Source organism: Bacillus cereus group sp. Bc061 (assembly GCF_027715825.1).
GTDB lineage: Bacteria > Bacillota > Bacilli > Bacillales > Bacillaceae_G > Bacillus_A > Bacillus_A paranthracis.
On the sequence record NZ_JAQFTZ010000002.1, the window covers coordinates 433,559 to 447,478 of the forward strand.

Below are 13,920 nucleotides of genomic sequence, written 5' to 3' on the forward strand. Positions count from 1 at the left end.
CCCTTATAAATAAAGCGGCATATATTGTAAACCTGTTGTTTCTTCTAGTCCCGCTATTATATTTGCATTTTGAATCGCTTGCCCAGCCGCACCTTTCATCATATTGTCTATAACAGAAACGACTGTCACGCTTCCTGTTCTTTCATCGTAAGCTATCCCCATATCACAATAATTTGAGCCCCTCACTTCTTTCGGACTTGGAAACTCTCCTTGCATGCGAATTCGAACAAAAGCTGATTGTTCATACGTCTCTTCATATAATTTTTGAAGTTGTTCTATTTCCATTTCTCGCTTTACTTTCGCATAAAGTGTAACCATAATCCCACGTGATATCGGTATTAAATGTGTACTAAATGTGATTGGCTTCGTTTTTCTATTCCATTCCGCGAGCATTTGCTCAATCTCAGGAACGTGTTGATGCTCATTTACTTTATAAATACGCAAGTTATCGTATAACTCAGGAAAGTGAGTCATCGTTGTTGGCGTTTTTCCTGCTCCAGATACTCCTGATTTCGCATCAATGATAATGGAATCTTCTTCAATTATGCCGCTACGAACTAACGGTAATATCGCTAATAATGCAGCTGTAGCAAAACATCCTGGATTTGCAATTAAATTTGCCTTTTGAATTTCGGACCTTTTCCATTCACTTAACCCATATACAGCTTCCCTAAGGACTCCTTCTTTTGCAGCTGCCCTTTTATACCACTGTTCATATATGAAAGGATCTTTCATACGAAAGTCTCCAGATAGGTCAATTACTTTTAAGCCTACTGCTAATAATTTTGGAGTTAACTCTGCTGATACTCCTGCTGGGGTTGCTAAAAATACAATTTCTGCTTCCTTCTCTATTTCCTCCACATCAATTTCTTGTAACGTATGAACAAGAACATTTTGAAAATGCGGATATACATTTGTTATACACTCACCAACTTGTGAAAAAGAATGGAGAGATACTATCGAAAAATATGGATGTTGCTCTAATAACCGAATTAATTCAATACCTCCATACCCAGTTGCTCCAATAATCGCGACCTTCATATGCTCCTCCTCATATCGATTCTTTAAATTAAGTATGATTATAATATTGTATATTTATAGAGTCAATTAAATATTTATAAATTTTATAATCTTAAAAAACTTAATTTTACTAGAAAAATAATATGCACAACCGAATTTTTATACAAAAATAGTGCATAGTAGTTTTTTTATTTCACTTCAAGTACAATAAAACAATACATACGTACATACAGGCGGGGAAAACATGAATGAAAAATTAATTGAGAAAATGATTATAAAAAGTTTTCAGCAATATCAATGTAGTCCTATGTCAAATGAGGATCAGGAAATGCTTGTTAAACATATTCAAGCAATAATTCATTCAAATACTAAAATTGATGTATACGAGGCAGTTGAGGATATCGTTTACGATTATGTGACTGGAAAATAAAGTGAAACTTTAATCAGTGGGGGTTTTCTTCATCCCCCACTGATTATTAGTTGAACCAATCGGACTTTTATGGGCAGTTGATCCCCCACCTAACTTCTTTGCTTTCGCTGAATTTTGAGGGGGATCTTACTGCCCATTAAAGCGGGATAAAAAAATAAGAGATTTCCATATGGAAATCTCCTATTTTTTACTTAATGATTTACCTGCAACACGCTCAAATAAACCTGGGAATAATGCATAAAGTTTCGGACCAATGCCCATCCATTTCGGTAAATTTACTTCACGCTTTTTCGTTTGCATTGATTTTACAATTTGCTCTGCTACATATGTTGGTTTTAACATGTATCGTCCCATATTTTTCACATATGTACCGGATTGATCAGCTATTTCAAAAAAGTTTGTATCTATCGGACCTGGATTAATCGCTGTTACGAAAACATTCGTACTGGATAACTCCATGCGTAAACTATTGGTAAATCCTAATACTGCATGTTTCGTCGCTGCATACGCACTTGATTTCGGCGTTGCAATTTTCCCAGCAAGTGAAGCAATATTAATAATATGCCCTTCGTTTCTTTTCACCATATAAGGTAGAACTGCTTTCGTACAAGCTACTAATCCAAATACATTTACTTGGAACATATCTTTCACTTCATCCATTGACGCATCTTCAAACGTTTTAAAAATACCAAATCCCGCATTGTTTACTAATATATCAATACGTCCCACTTCTTGTAATACCTTTGAAAAAACAGATTTTATCCCCGTCTCTTCACTTACATCTAATACATAATAATAGCAAGGCGTATTATAAGTTTCTTTAATTTTGTCTGCTAGCGCTTTTAATTTCTCTTCTGTTCTAGCCATTAATACTGGAGTCGCTCCCTGCTCTGCAACTTGCATTGCAACTTGCTCTCCAATTCCACTAGAAGCACCTGTAATGACGATTACTTTATTTTGTAAACGTCCCGTCATTGCTGTCACCTACTTTGCATAATAAATCAATTGTTGCGAAGATTCATCAATCATCACTTGTTGATTATATGCTAAAAAGTCTAATTGTCCAACCGTTTCTGAAATAGTAAGTGGCAATTGTTCCTTATATAATACCGGAAATAGTTTTACACATACTTCAAATGCTGTCATTGGTTTTTCCTTTAATAACTCAAGCACTTTAAATGCACGTGTTTCTTGCTTTTGTAATCTCGTTTCAATAAGTTGTTTCACATTTAGAACATCTTCTCCATGTCCTGATAAAATGCGCGAAATATTCATTTCACTTAAACGCTTTAACGTTTGATTGTATTGTAATAATGGACGTGCCCTTTCTGTTTGTCCTTCATATGGTGGTTCTAATATTGGATTCGAAGAAATATGACTAATGAGAGCATCTCCGCCAATTAGTATTCCATCAGATTCTCTATATAATGAAATATGAGTGGAAGCATGACCCGGTGTTTCAATTACTGTAAAACCAGGCATTGAATCAATACGATCTCCCTCTCTCACAGTATGCGTTAACGATCTATTACAAGAATATTTCAGTGTCCTTGTCGTCAATAACGCCTCGTCTTTCAAAAATGCTGCTGGAACACCAAATTGTAAAGCCGTCTCTCTAAAAAAATCATGATATCGCTTTAAAAAAGCTGGATTTTGTGTGATCCACGGCTCATTCCAAGGGTGTCCAATAATGTTCGTCTTCTCAGAAAATATATTTAAAAGCCCACAATGATCCGCATGATGATGCGTAATAACTACTGTTTTAATATCTTCTATCGTATATCCTAATGTACCTAACTGACTTTCTAACGCATTTCTTGCCTCTTCTGTATTCGTCCCTGTATCAATTAATGTTAATGTCTCCCCCTCAACTAAAAACACATTCACAGTTTCAACTGCAAATGGCACAGGAATCTCCATTCGGTGAATCGCCGTCATGCTTAGCCCCCCTGTCTCTTTCCGGTTCAAAAATGAATACTTCTTCAGTTTACAACTTCCTTATATATTTGTCATTATTTTCAGATAAAAAGAGGTGTTTCCTAGAAAAAAACGAATGTATGTACATTTATAAGAATTTCTAACCAAAATTAAAGGAGGAACATCATGTCTATTCAAAACATTTCCTTTCTCGGTGCGGGCTCTATTGCTGAAGCGATTATTGGTGGCTTGTTACATGCAAATGTTGTGAAAGGCGAACAAATTACTGTAAGTAATCGTTCTAATGAGACAAGGTTACAGGAGCTACATAACAAATACGGTGTCAAAGGTACACATAATAAAAAAGAACTACTTACTAATACAAATATTCTTTTTCTAGCAATGAAGCCAAAAGATGTTGCAGAAGCGCTTACCCCTTTTAAAGAAGACATACATAATAACCTGCTTATTATTTCGTTATTAGCAGGTGTTTCTACTCATTCAATTAGAAATCTACTTCAAAAAGACGTTCCGATTATTCGTGCCATGCCAAATACATCTGCAGCTATTTTAAAATCAGCTACTGCTATCTCATCTTCAAAACATGCAACAAAGGAACATATTCAAACTGCCATAGCTTTATTTGAAACGATCGGTCTCGTCTCTGTTGTAGAGGAAGAAGAGATGCATGCTGTCACTGCATTATCCGGAAGCGGGCCTGCTTATATTTATTACGTAGTAGAAGCGATGGAAGAAGCTGCAAAAAAAATCGGTTTAAAAGAAGATGTTGCAAAGTCACTTATTCTCCAAACGATGATTGGTGCTGCTGAAATGCTAAAAGCAAGTGAAAAACACCCGTCTATTTTGCGAAAGGAAATTACCTCTCCTGGTGGAACGACCGAAGCGGGCATTGAAGTATTACAAGAACACCAATTTCAACAAGCGCTTATTTCCTGTATTACACAGGCAGCGCAACGATCACATAACCTTGGGAAAACGTTAGAACAATTAACAAAAGAAAAATAAAAAATGGAGCTCAATCTTACTTGAGCTCCATTTTTTATAAACATATATTTTTAGTTATTCGTCTTCCCAAAAATCTCTTCTTGTAGACGACGACCAGTCGGTGTTGCTGCAAGTCCACCTTCTGCTGTTTCACGAAGTGCTACTGGCATCGTTTGTCCGATTCTAAACATTGCCTCAATTACTTCATCACATGGAATGGTACTCGTTACACCAGCTAATGCTAAATCAGCTGAAATCATCGCATTTGCAGCTCCTGCTGCATTACGTTTTACGCAAGGTACTTCTACAAGTCCTGCAACAGGATCGCATACTAAACCAAGCATGTTCTTTAATGAAATTGCCATCGCTGTAGCTGCTTGGTCTTGTGTTCCACCAGCCATTTCAACTGCAGCTGCAGCTGCCATTCCACTTGCTGAACCAACTTCAGCTTGGCATCCTCCCGCTGCACCAGAAATACAAGCGTTATTCGCAACAACCATACCGAAAGCTCCCGCTGTAAATAAGAATTCAATCATTTCTTCACGTGTAGGCTGCAATTTTTCTCTTAGTGCAAATAGTACACCTGGCACTGTTCCAGCAGACCCTGCTGTTGGTGTTGCACAAATAATTCCCATCGCTGCGTTTACTTCATTTGTTGCAACAGCTTTACTCACTGCGTCCAAAATCGTATCTCCAGATAAGCCTTTTCCACTCTTCATATACGCCTGAACTTTTACAGCATCTCCACCAGTTAAACCAGTTGGTGATTTCACTCCGCGAATACCACGTTCTACCGCTTGCTCCATCACGACTAAGTTCTTTTCCATACCAGCAATTACTTCTTCACGTGAAATACTTCTTGTTTCCATTTCACATTGAATCATAATTTCTGCGATTTTTACATTTTGTTCTTTAGCTTGCGCCACTAGTTCCGCTGCGTTCCGAAACATGGTGTGTCCCCCCTGCAATTATTCCATAATAGTTACTTGACAAATATTTTGTTGCGCTTTTATTTCTTCAATCACTTCATCTGCTAATATTTCATCTGTTTCGATGACCATAAGCGCTCTTCTTCCTTTTTCCTTACGAGAAACACTCATTGTACTAATGTTAATCTCGTGTTTCGCAAGGATTGAAGCTACTGCTGCAATAGCACCGAAGCGATCGTTATTTACAATAAGTAGTGCTGGACTCGTGCCTGATAATTGAAGATCGAATCCGTTTAATTCTACAACTTCAATTTTACCGCCACCAATTGAGCAAGCAACAACTTCAATTTCTTCTTCACCTTTATACAAACGAATTCTCGCTGTATTTGGGTGAGGTGCATTGGCATCCTCTTCAATAAATTCCACTTCAATTTCGCGCTCTTTTGCTATCTCTAGCGCCTCTGGAATACGTAAGTCATCTGTTTCAAACCCTAATATCCCACCTATTAGCGCTACATCTGTACCATGCCCACGATACGTCTTTGCAAATGATCCATATAATGAAATGCTTACTCTTTCTGGTTCATGACGAAACAGCTGGCGAGCAACTTGCCCCATTCTTGCTGCGCCTGCTGTATGTGAACTTGATGGACCAATCATAACTGGACCGATAATATCAAATACTGAGCGATACTTCATCATAACTCCCCCTAAACCTCTATGAAAAAATTTTTTACTATTCTATTAAGCTACCAAATCGGTTGCTTTTCCAGTTGTACTACGAATTTGTTCCGCTATACGAATTGGATCGTTTTTGAATAACAGTGAAGCGATATATCCTGAAATAATACCAGTTATAATATGAAATAAGAAACTTAGCATTACCTTCATTTACACATAATATAAGATAATCTACAGTAAAGTCTTGTAGCAATCCAAAGTTTAACACAGAACCCCTTACAAGCATAGCATAAACAAGTGAAACGCCCATTGCTTTCATACCTTTTGATGCCTTAAAGCTAAAAAGTGAAAAAGGCTTCATACAAATAATAGTAATGTCCTTCCTATTATAATTTCCATGTTGCCCTCTCACAATTTATTCAACTTCACTTGTTATGATAAACGTCTCAAACACATGTAGCCTACAGTAAATTATAATCTGTCCTCATTATAGCTTGTTTTTAATAAAACGCTTACTTTTAATGAATTTTAAAAGTTCTGAATAACAATCCATTTTTGCTATTTGTACTACTTGTATGTCGTCCGACTTATATAACAGTTTTTCTAAACAATCGATACTATGTTGTTTCATCTTATATCTTTACATCATTAAAACTTTCTGTTTCATCCTATATAAGCATAAAATGATAACAGTTTTATTTTTATTTTTTTTTAGAAATAAAAAAATGGCAACCTTTCGTCACCATTTTTTCACAACATTATTATCTGTCCACTGGAAATGATTTTAAATCTGTAGCTATTTCTGTATTAGAAAATAGCTCTCTTGCCTCTTTCAATAATTCCTTATATGTATCCCCTTGATAACGAGAACTAATATGAGTTAATATTAATCGTTTTGCATTTGCCTGAAGTGCAATACTCGCAGCTTGCTTAGATGTGGAATGAAAATAATCATAAGCTTGTTGTTCATCTTCTGCTGCAAAAGTTGCTTCATGAACAAGTACGTCAGCGTCTTTTGCTAGCTCTCTACTCGCTTCACAATATCTCGTATCACCTAAAATGGTAATAATTCTTCCCTTTTGAGGTGGGCCGATAAAATCTTTTCCGTTTAGTATCGTACCATTTTCCAATTCAACCACTTCTCCATCTTTTAAACGTTTAAAGAGTGGACCTGGTTTCACGCCCATCTCCAGCAATTTATCGACTAAAAGGGCGCCTTGTATATCTTTCTCTATAATACGATACCCAAAACATTCAATACCGTGTGACAATCTTTTCGTTTCCACATGAAATTCATTATCTTCAAACACAGTACCTTCTTCTGTTATCTCAACAATTTCAAGCGGGTATTTTACATGTGTCGTACTTACTGATAATGCGACTTCAATAAATTGTTTAATTCCTTTTGGTCCATACACTGTTAGAGGTGTAGTCCCTCCTTGGAACGAACGGCTTCCTAATAAACCAGGCAATCCAAAAATATGATCACCATGTAAATGCGTAATAAATATTTTTTCAATGCGGCGTGGACGTACTGATGTATGTAATATTTGATGTTGCGTCGCCTCGCCACAATCAAATAACCAAGTCTGTCCTCGTTCTTCTAACAATTGCAAAGCAATTGCTGAAACGTTCCTTCCTTTCGAAGGAACACCTGCACCAGTTCCTAAAAATACAAATTCCACTTTCTTTCCTCCAGCTCTTTATATAATCTACCTTTCATCTTACGGAATGTTATTTCAAATGGCAAATCGAATTTACATAACCAATCATCTAGACAACTATATATCACGAACGTTATACTCAAAAAACTTAGCAATCGTTCGTATTTTATGTTAAAATGATTATACTACATTTTAAGGGAGCGTTTTATTATGAAAGAAGCATTTCGTTTACAAACTGATTTTTCATCTTCATTTGATCGCTGGGTAAGTTCTTTCGTGTCTGATCACCCAGCACAATTAGAATGGACGACTTTGAAAGAATTAATCCATGAATATACAACAACACATACAAATGACTCGTTACCAACATATATTTCTTCAGCTTTAACATATTATGCACAACGTGTTTCAACAACAAATCGTTCAGAAATTGTTATTTTTGAAAATGCTACAATCTCATAATCTATAAAAAAAGCACTGTAATCAGTGCTTTTTTTATGTTTATTACGGTATTTATTTTCCAAACTTATTTCCAAAAACCCCCTCTTATTTCCTACTATATAGCCAAGGTGAATCTATTTGAGTTTTCAAAAAAATATATTGACACTACAAAATTTCAGTGCTAACATTCAACGTGTAATTGAATATGGTCTCTGTTAGGTGAGGCTCCTGTATAGAGAAACGCTGCTGCCCAAAAATGTCGAGAGACGCCAATGGGTCAACAGGAAAGGTCGGAATGAAGGCCTTTTTTAACGTAGCTGGTTTCAGTACCTATGCTATACAGTGCTAAAACTCAACGAGGGAGAGGTGCGTATATTTTGTCATACACAAAACTGTTTTAATCTATATTTACTAACAGTCTTTGTCGTGGACTCTTTTAACTACGAATTCAGACCTTTACTCGTTTTGAGTAAAGGTCTTTTTACGTATATATGCACCTTACTATGAAACAAACATAGCATATTCAGAAACTACTAAATTGTACGGAGGTGAGGAACAGTTGGCAATTGATGATTCGGCCCAGATACCCATATGTTTTACGTTAATATTTCATCATGTAGGTAGGAAAGAAACTGTTCCTCCTAATTTTAAATAGTCGAGTAACAGCTTGTTTCCTCCTTCATGAAAAAGGAGGAACTACCGATGTTAAATTTACAAAAACAAGAAACGAAACATTCATACAATCAAGATTGTATGAAAACAAATCACAAATTATTAGTGGAAGTCGCAACGCAGGATGCAAACAAAGCGTTACGACTTTTAGAAACAACAGAAAATGGACTCTCTAAAGAAGAAGTGTCTCGTAGACTTTCTTTATATGGCCTTAATGAAATAGCTCATAATAAAACATCACCGTGGTACATTCAATTTCTGCTGGCTTTTAAAAATCCATTTATTTTTGTTTTATTAGCTCTCGGCGCACTTTCTTTTTTCACAGATGACATACAAGGAACGATTGTCGTATCTGTAATGGTAATGCTAAGTGCAACGATTCGCTTTTTACAAGAATTTCGTTCTCAAAAAGCTGCAGATCAGTTAAAGGCTATGGTTCGAACAACGGCGAGTGTCTTTAGAATAGATGGATTTGTACACGAAACAAAAAATGTAAAAAATTTAAAGCAAACTGATACAACGGAAATTCCAATTGAGGAACTTGTACCTGGCGATATTATTTCACTTTCAGCCGGAGACATTGTTCCAGCTGATGTGCGTATTTTATCGGCTAAAGATTTATTTGTGAACCAATCTTCTTTAACAGGAGAAGCACTTCCTGTAGAAAAATACGAAAACTGCTACCATACAGAAAATAAACATCTATTACCGAAAAGCACGAAAAAAAATTACAATCCACTTGATATGGAAAATCTTTGCTTCATGGGGACAAATATTGTAAGTGGTAGCGCAAGAGCGGTTGTCATCTCCACAAGTACCGATACGTATTTTGGCTCTTTAGCAAATAAAGTAAGCGGTAAGCGCGTAGAAACAAGCTTTGATAAAGGTGTAAACAAAGTAAGCTGGCTTTTAATTACATTCATGCTTATTATGGCACCTATCGTTCTTCTCATTAACGGATTCACAAAAGGGGATTGGCAAGAAGCTTTCTTCTTCGCTATTGCAATCGCAGTTGGTCTAACACCTGAAATGTTACCAATGATTGTGACTGCTAATTTAGCTAAAGGTGCCGTTAACATGTCTAAACAGAAAGTAATTGTAAAACAGCTGAATTCTATTCAAAACTTAGGTGCTATGAACATTCTTTGTACCGATAAAACAGGAACTTTAACAGAAGATAAAGTTGTACTTGTTCGCCACTTAGATCCTAATGGTAATACATGTAATCGTGTATTACACTTTGCCTATTTAAATAGCTTCTATCAAACAGGATTGAAAAATTTAATAGATAAAGCCGTTATAAAACATACAGAAGAAAATCAAAAATTTGATCCATCTGTTTTTCAAAAGCTAGATGAAATTCCATTTGACTTTGCTCGTCGGCGTATGTCCGTCATTGTAAAAAACAATTCAGGTGAACATACAATGGTCTGTAAAGGGGCTGTAGAAGAAATTTTATCTATTTGCAACTACACTGAAATATATGGCAAAATTGCTTCTCTTACCGATGACATGCGCTTACATGTAAAACAACTAAGTGAAACTTTGAATAGTGAAGGTATGCGCGTTATTGCTGTAGCTTATAAAAAAAATAGACCAACAAATAATAAAGAGTACGCCGTACAAGATGAAAATGATATGATTCTCGCTGGATATATTGGCTTTTTAGATCCGCCGAAACCATCTGCCGCTACTGCCATTCAAGCATTACAAAAACATGGTGTACAAGTAAAAATTTTAACTGGTGATAACGAAATCGTGACAAAAAAGGTATGTAAAGAAGTTGGATTAAATATTGGCGAGCCTATCCTTGGTTACGAAATCGATGCTTTACCTGATAAAGCATTAGCAAAGCTAGTCGAAGAAACAACTGTTTTTGCTAAACTAAATCCAATGCAAAAATCCCGCATTATACGAGTATTACAAGGAAACGGACACACTGTAGGTTATATGGGAGATGGCATTAACGACGCCGTAGCGTTACGGGAAGCTGACGTTGGCATATGTGTTGATACTGCAACTGATATTGCAAAAGAGTCTTCCGATATTATTCTACTTGAAAAAAGTTTAATGATATTAGAAGCAGGTATTTTAGAAGGACGCACTACATTCGGTAATATTTTGAAATACATTAAAATGACAGCAAGCTCTAACTTCGGAAATGTATTTAGTGTGTTAGTAGCAAGTGCCTTCATTCCTTTCTTGCCGATGCTTGCCATTCACCTTTTAATTCAAAACTTACTTTATGATATTTCACAACTGTCTATCCCATGGGACAAAATGGATAAAGAGTTTTTAGAAAAACCAAGAAAATGGGATACTGCAAATTTACGGAACTTCATTATTTGCATCGGTCCCATTAGTTCCATATTTGATATCATCACCTATGTGGTCATGTGGAACGTCTTCAGTGCAAATACAGCTAGCGAACAATCATTATTCCAATCTGGTTGGTTTGTCGTTGGATTGCTAACACAAACTTTAATTGTTCACATGATAAGAACACAGAAGATTCCATTTATTCAAAGTACCGCATCAGTACCGGTTCTTTTATTAACCGCTTGTATTATGATAATCGGAATTTATATTCCATTCTCGCCACTTGGAGCAGCCGTTGGATTACAAGCATTACCACTTAGCTATTTCCCTTGGTTAGTAGGGATACTATTAGGCTATGCTTTCTTAACACAATTCCTGAAAAATCTTTATATTAAAAAGTTTCATAGCTGGTTATAAAAATGAGAATGAGCGGGTGCTTCCCGCTCATTCTCAAAAACATAACTTGAACTTATATGTATGGAGGTGACCATGATGGTATGGTATGACATTGTACTAAGATTATTTATTGCAATTATTGTAGGTGCTTGCATCGGAATGGAACGACAATGGAGACATAGGATGGCTGGGCTACGGACAAATGCTCTCGTATCACTTGGTGCCTGTATATTTGTTTTATTATCCGTCATGATTGATCACGATGCTAGCCCTTCACGTATTGCCTCTCAAGTCGTCAGTGGGATTGGTTTTTTAGGAGGCGGCGTTATTATCCGCGATGGTTTTAGTATTAGAGGGCTTAATACTGCGGCTACCCTATGGTGCGCAGCTGCTGTTGGTACTCTTACAGGCGCTGGTTTCCTCATTGCAGCTATATTAGGTGCAGCTGGTGTTTTACTAGCAAACATACTACTTCGCCCAATCGCTCTCTTTATGAATCAGAAATCAAAAGAAGAATCACCTGAACAAACGAACTACTTACTTTCTCTCACTTGTTCAGAAGAACATGAAGCCCATATTCGTTTTTTACTTATGCATATGGTAAGTTCTGAAGGCATTGGTTTAAAAGAATTGTATAGTGAAGACGTAGATTCTAATCAAAAAGTATGTATACAAGCGACATTACACTGCAACACAAATACAGCAGTCTTAATTGAAAAAATAGTGAGCAGAATGCTATTAGAATCTGGCGTTACTGCAGCTGGTTGGAAAACTTCATTAGATTTAGAAGCAAGTTGAACATAAAAGGTGTCATGATATTTACAGCTTCATGACACCTTCTACATAAACTTATTTTCTAATTTTTGCTGAAAAGACTTTTCTTGCTTACGTAATAATTGACTACCTCGTTGTAAAAGCGGCATTCCATATTTATCATTAATTTGATCAATAACAGCAAGTAGCGGCTCTTCTTTTGCATCTTCTTCAAATGAAAATAAATCTAATTGCTTCACCGATTCAGTCTTCCACTCTATTTCAGTAGCTGTAACACCTAATAAACGAACGGAATCACCGTCCCAATGTTGCTTCCATAAACGAGAGGCTGCTTGAAAAATATCTCGTTCTTCCCAAATGGCATTTTTCAATTGCTTACTCCTCGTTACTGTCCGCCTATCATGATATTTAATCATAATTTGAATATTATAGCTGACAAGAGTTCGCTTTTGTAATCTTTTACTCACTGATTTTGATAGCCTTTCTAACATATCAAGTAATTCTTTTTCTTCATCCATATCCTTTGAAAAAGTCATCGAATTACCAACGCTTTTATGTTGTCCCATTTGACTCGGATCAACTTCTCTATCATCCACACCTTTTGCCCTTCTTTGTAAATCAACACCATGCTTTCCAATTTTAGCGCGAATGATATGTTCATTTCCTTTTGCTAACTGTTCAATTGTTTGTATATGAATATCTTTTAATTTCTCAGCTGTTTTTTCTCCAATTCCATGCATCGCTCCAACCGGAAGTGGCCAAATCATTTCTGGAATATCTCGTTTTCGGAGCACGGTAATACCGAGAGGCTTTTTCATATCAGAAGCTGTTTTTGCTAAGAAAAGGTTCGGAGCAATCCCGATGCTACACGGAAGCTGCAATTCTGTTAATAACGCCTGCTGAATCATCTTTGCTATTTCAAGAGGTGAACCGAGTGCGTAACAGTCTGTAATATCTAAATACCCCTCATCTATTGAGACTGGTTGTATTTTTTCCGTAAAACGGGAAAGAATTTGAAACATTTGAAATGAAGCTTCGCGATATAATGTAAAATTAGGGCGCCTTACAATTAATTGCGGACATAACCTTTTCGCTTCCCAAAGTGGCATCGTTGTACGTATTCCATATTCTCTCGCCTCATAACTACATGTTATGATAATTCCTTTTCTTTCTTTTTCATTTCCAGCAACCGCTAACGGCTTCCCTTGTAACGATGAGTCATGAGCAATTTCAACAGATGCGAAAAAACAGTTCATATCTACATGTAAAATAACACGACCTTTTTTTGGATACATTTCTCGCATAGTACTCACCCCCTAATCAGAACGTTCGTTCTTTTATTATAGCAAATTTTGCACAATAATTATAATTATTACTTGTTCTTTCCCATCATATTTATTGCTATAATTTAAATGAAGTGGATATTTTTGTAATTAGGGGTGATTATTATGAAATCAACTGATAAACTCAATTATACGTTTCTCATAATTATACTAATCGTCGCAATCAATTATTTACTTCTTCCTATATTTGATATAAACATAGCTGGTTTCTTTCCTCGTCTAGTCCATGTAGTAACAACTTACATACTGCCATGGATTTTCTTGTATTGGCTTATCCGCCTTGTAAAAGCAATCGAATCAAAGTAAAAAGCGTGTAAATCACAATTGAT

At 36.1% G+C, this 13,920-nt stretch carries 14 protein-coding genes and 1 riboswitch; of the genes, 6 read left to right on the forward strand and 8 right to left on the reverse strand.

Annotated features, from left to right (window positions below; genetic code table 11):
* Positions 1–3 precede the first annotated feature (3 nt).
* Positions 4–1,041 (reverse strand): N-acetyl-gamma-glutamyl-phosphate reductase, encoded by a 1,038-nt coding sequence (gene argC / locus PDQ40_RS11540; RefSeq protein ID WP_000861264.1) that lies wholly within the window; start codon positions 1,039–1,041, stop codon positions 4–6.
* A 223-nt stretch (positions 1,042–1,264) separates the two neighbouring features.
* On the opposite strand from argC, the gene PDQ40_RS11545 reads away from it, so the two are divergent.
* Positions 1,265–1,450: a YqzH family protein gene (locus tag PDQ40_RS11545; protein WP_001003229.1), complete on the forward strand. Its 186-nt coding sequence runs from the start codon at positions 1,265–1,267 to the stop codon at positions 1,448–1,450.
* Between the two features lie 180 nt (positions 1,451–1,630).
* On the opposite strand, the gene PDQ40_RS11550 is transcribed toward PDQ40_RS11545, so the two are convergent.
* Complete coding sequence (locus PDQ40_RS11550; protein WP_000147807.1) at positions 1,631–2,425, reverse strand: SDR family NAD(P)-dependent oxidoreductase; 795 nt, start codon at positions 2,423–2,425, stop codon at positions 1,631–1,633.
* Positions 2,426–2,434: 9 nt separating this feature from the next.
* Positions 2,435–3,388: an MBL fold metallo-hydrolase gene (locus PDQ40_RS11555; protein ID WP_000125136.1), complete on the reverse strand. Its 954-nt coding sequence runs from the start codon at positions 3,386–3,388 to the stop codon at positions 2,435–2,437.
* 165 nt (positions 3,389–3,553) lie between these two features.
* Here PDQ40_RS11555 and proI point away from each other — a divergent pair, with 165 nt between their 5' ends.
* The gene (proI, locus tag PDQ40_RS11560) at positions 3,554–4,393 is read left to right on the forward strand and encodes a pyrroline-5-carboxylate reductase ProI (protein ID WP_000027267.1); all 840 of its coding nucleotides are present in this window, start codon (positions 3,554–3,556) and stop codon (positions 4,391–4,393) included.
* Between the two features lie 50 nt (positions 4,394–4,443).
* Here the strand turns inward: proI and sdaAA are convergent, their stop codons facing one another.
* The 4 genes from sdaAA to rnz form a co-directional block, all read right to left on the reverse strand.
* Complete coding sequence (gene sdaAA, locus PDQ40_RS11565) at positions 4,444–5,322, reverse strand: L-serine ammonia-lyase, iron-sulfur-dependent, subunit alpha (protein ID WP_000489462.1); 879 nt, start codon at positions 5,320–5,322, stop codon at positions 4,444–4,446.
* Between the two features lie 18 nt (positions 5,323–5,340).
* Positions 5,341–6,000, reverse strand: coding sequence for an L-serine ammonia-lyase, iron-sulfur-dependent subunit beta (sdaAB, locus tag PDQ40_RS11570; protein WP_000877446.1), 660 nt, complete (start codon positions 5,998–6,000; stop codon positions 5,341–5,343).
* 45 nt (positions 6,001–6,045) lie between these two features.
* Positions 6,046–6,192 carry a hypothetical protein gene (locus PDQ40_RS11575; RefSeq protein ID WP_001998205.1) on the reverse strand — a complete coding sequence of 49 codons (147 nt, stop codon included), beginning with the start codon at positions 6,190–6,192 and terminating at the stop codon, positions 6,046–6,048.
* Between the two features lie 551 nt (positions 6,193–6,743).
* Entirely contained in the window at positions 6,744–7,667 is a 924-nt protein-coding gene (rnz, locus tag PDQ40_RS11580; RefSeq protein WP_000397442.1) for a ribonuclease Z, read from the reverse strand.
* 189 nt (positions 7,668–7,856) lie between these two features.
* Here rnz and PDQ40_RS11585 point away from each other — a divergent pair, with 189 nt between their 5' ends.
* The 3 genes from PDQ40_RS11585 (at position 7,857) to PDQ40_RS11595 (ending at position 12,272) form a co-directional block, all read left to right on the forward strand.
* Positions 7,857–8,108: a DUF3932 family protein gene (locus PDQ40_RS11585; protein ID WP_000656493.1), complete on the forward strand. Its 252-nt coding sequence runs from the start codon at positions 7,857–7,859 to the stop codon at positions 8,106–8,108.
* 183 nt (positions 8,109–8,291) lie between these two features.
* A riboswitch (M-box (ykoK) riboswitch) is annotated at positions 8,292–8,459 on the forward strand.
* A gap of 330 nt (positions 8,460–8,789) precedes the next feature.
* A complete protein-coding gene (gene mgtA / locus PDQ40_RS11590) occupies positions 8,790–11,495 on the forward strand; it encodes a magnesium-translocating P-type ATPase (RefSeq protein ID WP_270691421.1) in 2,706 nt (901 codons plus the stop codon).
* Positions 11,496–11,570: 75 nt separating this feature from the next.
* The gene (locus PDQ40_RS11595) at positions 11,571–12,272 is read left to right on the forward strand and encodes an MgtC/SapB family protein (protein WP_000262357.1); all 702 of its coding nucleotides are present in this window, start codon (positions 11,571–11,573) and stop codon (positions 12,270–12,272) included.
* 41 nt (positions 12,273–12,313) lie between these two features.
* Here PDQ40_RS11595 and PDQ40_RS11600 read toward each other — a convergent pair whose 3' ends face one another.
* Positions 12,314–13,552 carry a DNA polymerase IV gene (locus PDQ40_RS11600; protein ID WP_001208839.1) on the reverse strand — a complete coding sequence of 413 codons (1,239 nt, stop codon included), beginning with the start codon at positions 13,550–13,552 and terminating at the stop codon, positions 12,314–12,316.
* Positions 13,553–13,696: 144 nt separating this feature from the next.
* Here PDQ40_RS11600 and PDQ40_RS11605 point away from each other — a divergent pair, with 144 nt between their 5' ends.
* Positions 13,697–13,897, forward strand: coding sequence for a hypothetical protein (locus PDQ40_RS11605; protein ID WP_000842869.1), 201 nt, complete (start codon positions 13,697–13,699; stop codon positions 13,895–13,897).
* The last annotated feature ends 23 nt before the right edge of the window (positions 13,898–13,920 follow it).

Excerpts from the sequence above, each read along its gene's own strand:
- PDQ40_RS11585 (WP_000656493.1), top strand. The coding sequence starts at position 7,857 with ATGAAAGAAGCATTTCGTTTACAAACTGATTTTTCATCTTCATTTGAT.
- PDQ40_RS11575 (WP_001998205.1), bottom strand. The coding sequence starts at position 6,192 with ATGAAGGTAATGCTAAGTTTCTTATTTCATATTATAACTGGTATTATT.
- sdaAB (WP_000877446.1), bottom strand. The coding sequence starts at position 6,000 with ATGAAGTATCGCTCAGTATTTGATATTATCGGTCCAGTTATGATTGGT.
- PDQ40_RS11545 (WP_001003229.1), top strand. The coding sequence starts at position 1,265 with ATGAATGAAAAATTAATTGAGAAAATGATTATAAAAAGTTTTCAGCAA.
- argC (WP_000861264.1), bottom strand. The coding sequence starts at position 1,041 with ATGAAGGTCGCGATTATTGGAGCAACTGGGTATGGAGGTATTGAATTA.
- mgtA (WP_270691421.1), top strand. The coding sequence starts at position 8,790 with ATGTTAAATTTACAAAAACAAGAAACGAAACATTCATACAATCAAGAT.
- PDQ40_RS11555 (WP_000125136.1), bottom strand. The coding sequence starts at position 3,388 with ATGACGGCGATTCACCGAATGGAGATTCCTGTGCCATTTGCAGTTGAA.
- PDQ40_RS11605 (WP_000842869.1), top strand. The coding sequence starts at position 13,697 with ATGAAATCAACTGATAAACTCAATTATACGTTTCTCATAATTATACTA.
- PDQ40_RS11600 (WP_001208839.1), bottom strand. The coding sequence starts at position 13,552 with ATGCGAGAAATGTATCCAAAAAAAGGTCGTGTTATTTTACATGTAGAT.
- sdaAA (WP_000489462.1), bottom strand. The coding sequence starts at position 5,322 with ATGTTTCGGAACGCAGCGGAACTAGTGGCGCAAGCTAAAGAACAAAAT.
- PDQ40_RS11595 (WP_000262357.1), top strand. The coding sequence starts at position 11,571 with ATGGTATGGTATGACATTGTACTAAGATTATTTATTGCAATTATTGTA.
- PDQ40_RS11550 (WP_000147807.1), bottom strand. The coding sequence starts at position 2,425 with ATGACGGGACGTTTACAAAATAAAGTAATCGTCATTACAGGTGCTTCT.
- proI (WP_000027267.1), top strand. The coding sequence starts at position 3,554 with ATGTCTATTCAAAACATTTCCTTTCTCGGTGCGGGCTCTATTGCTGAA.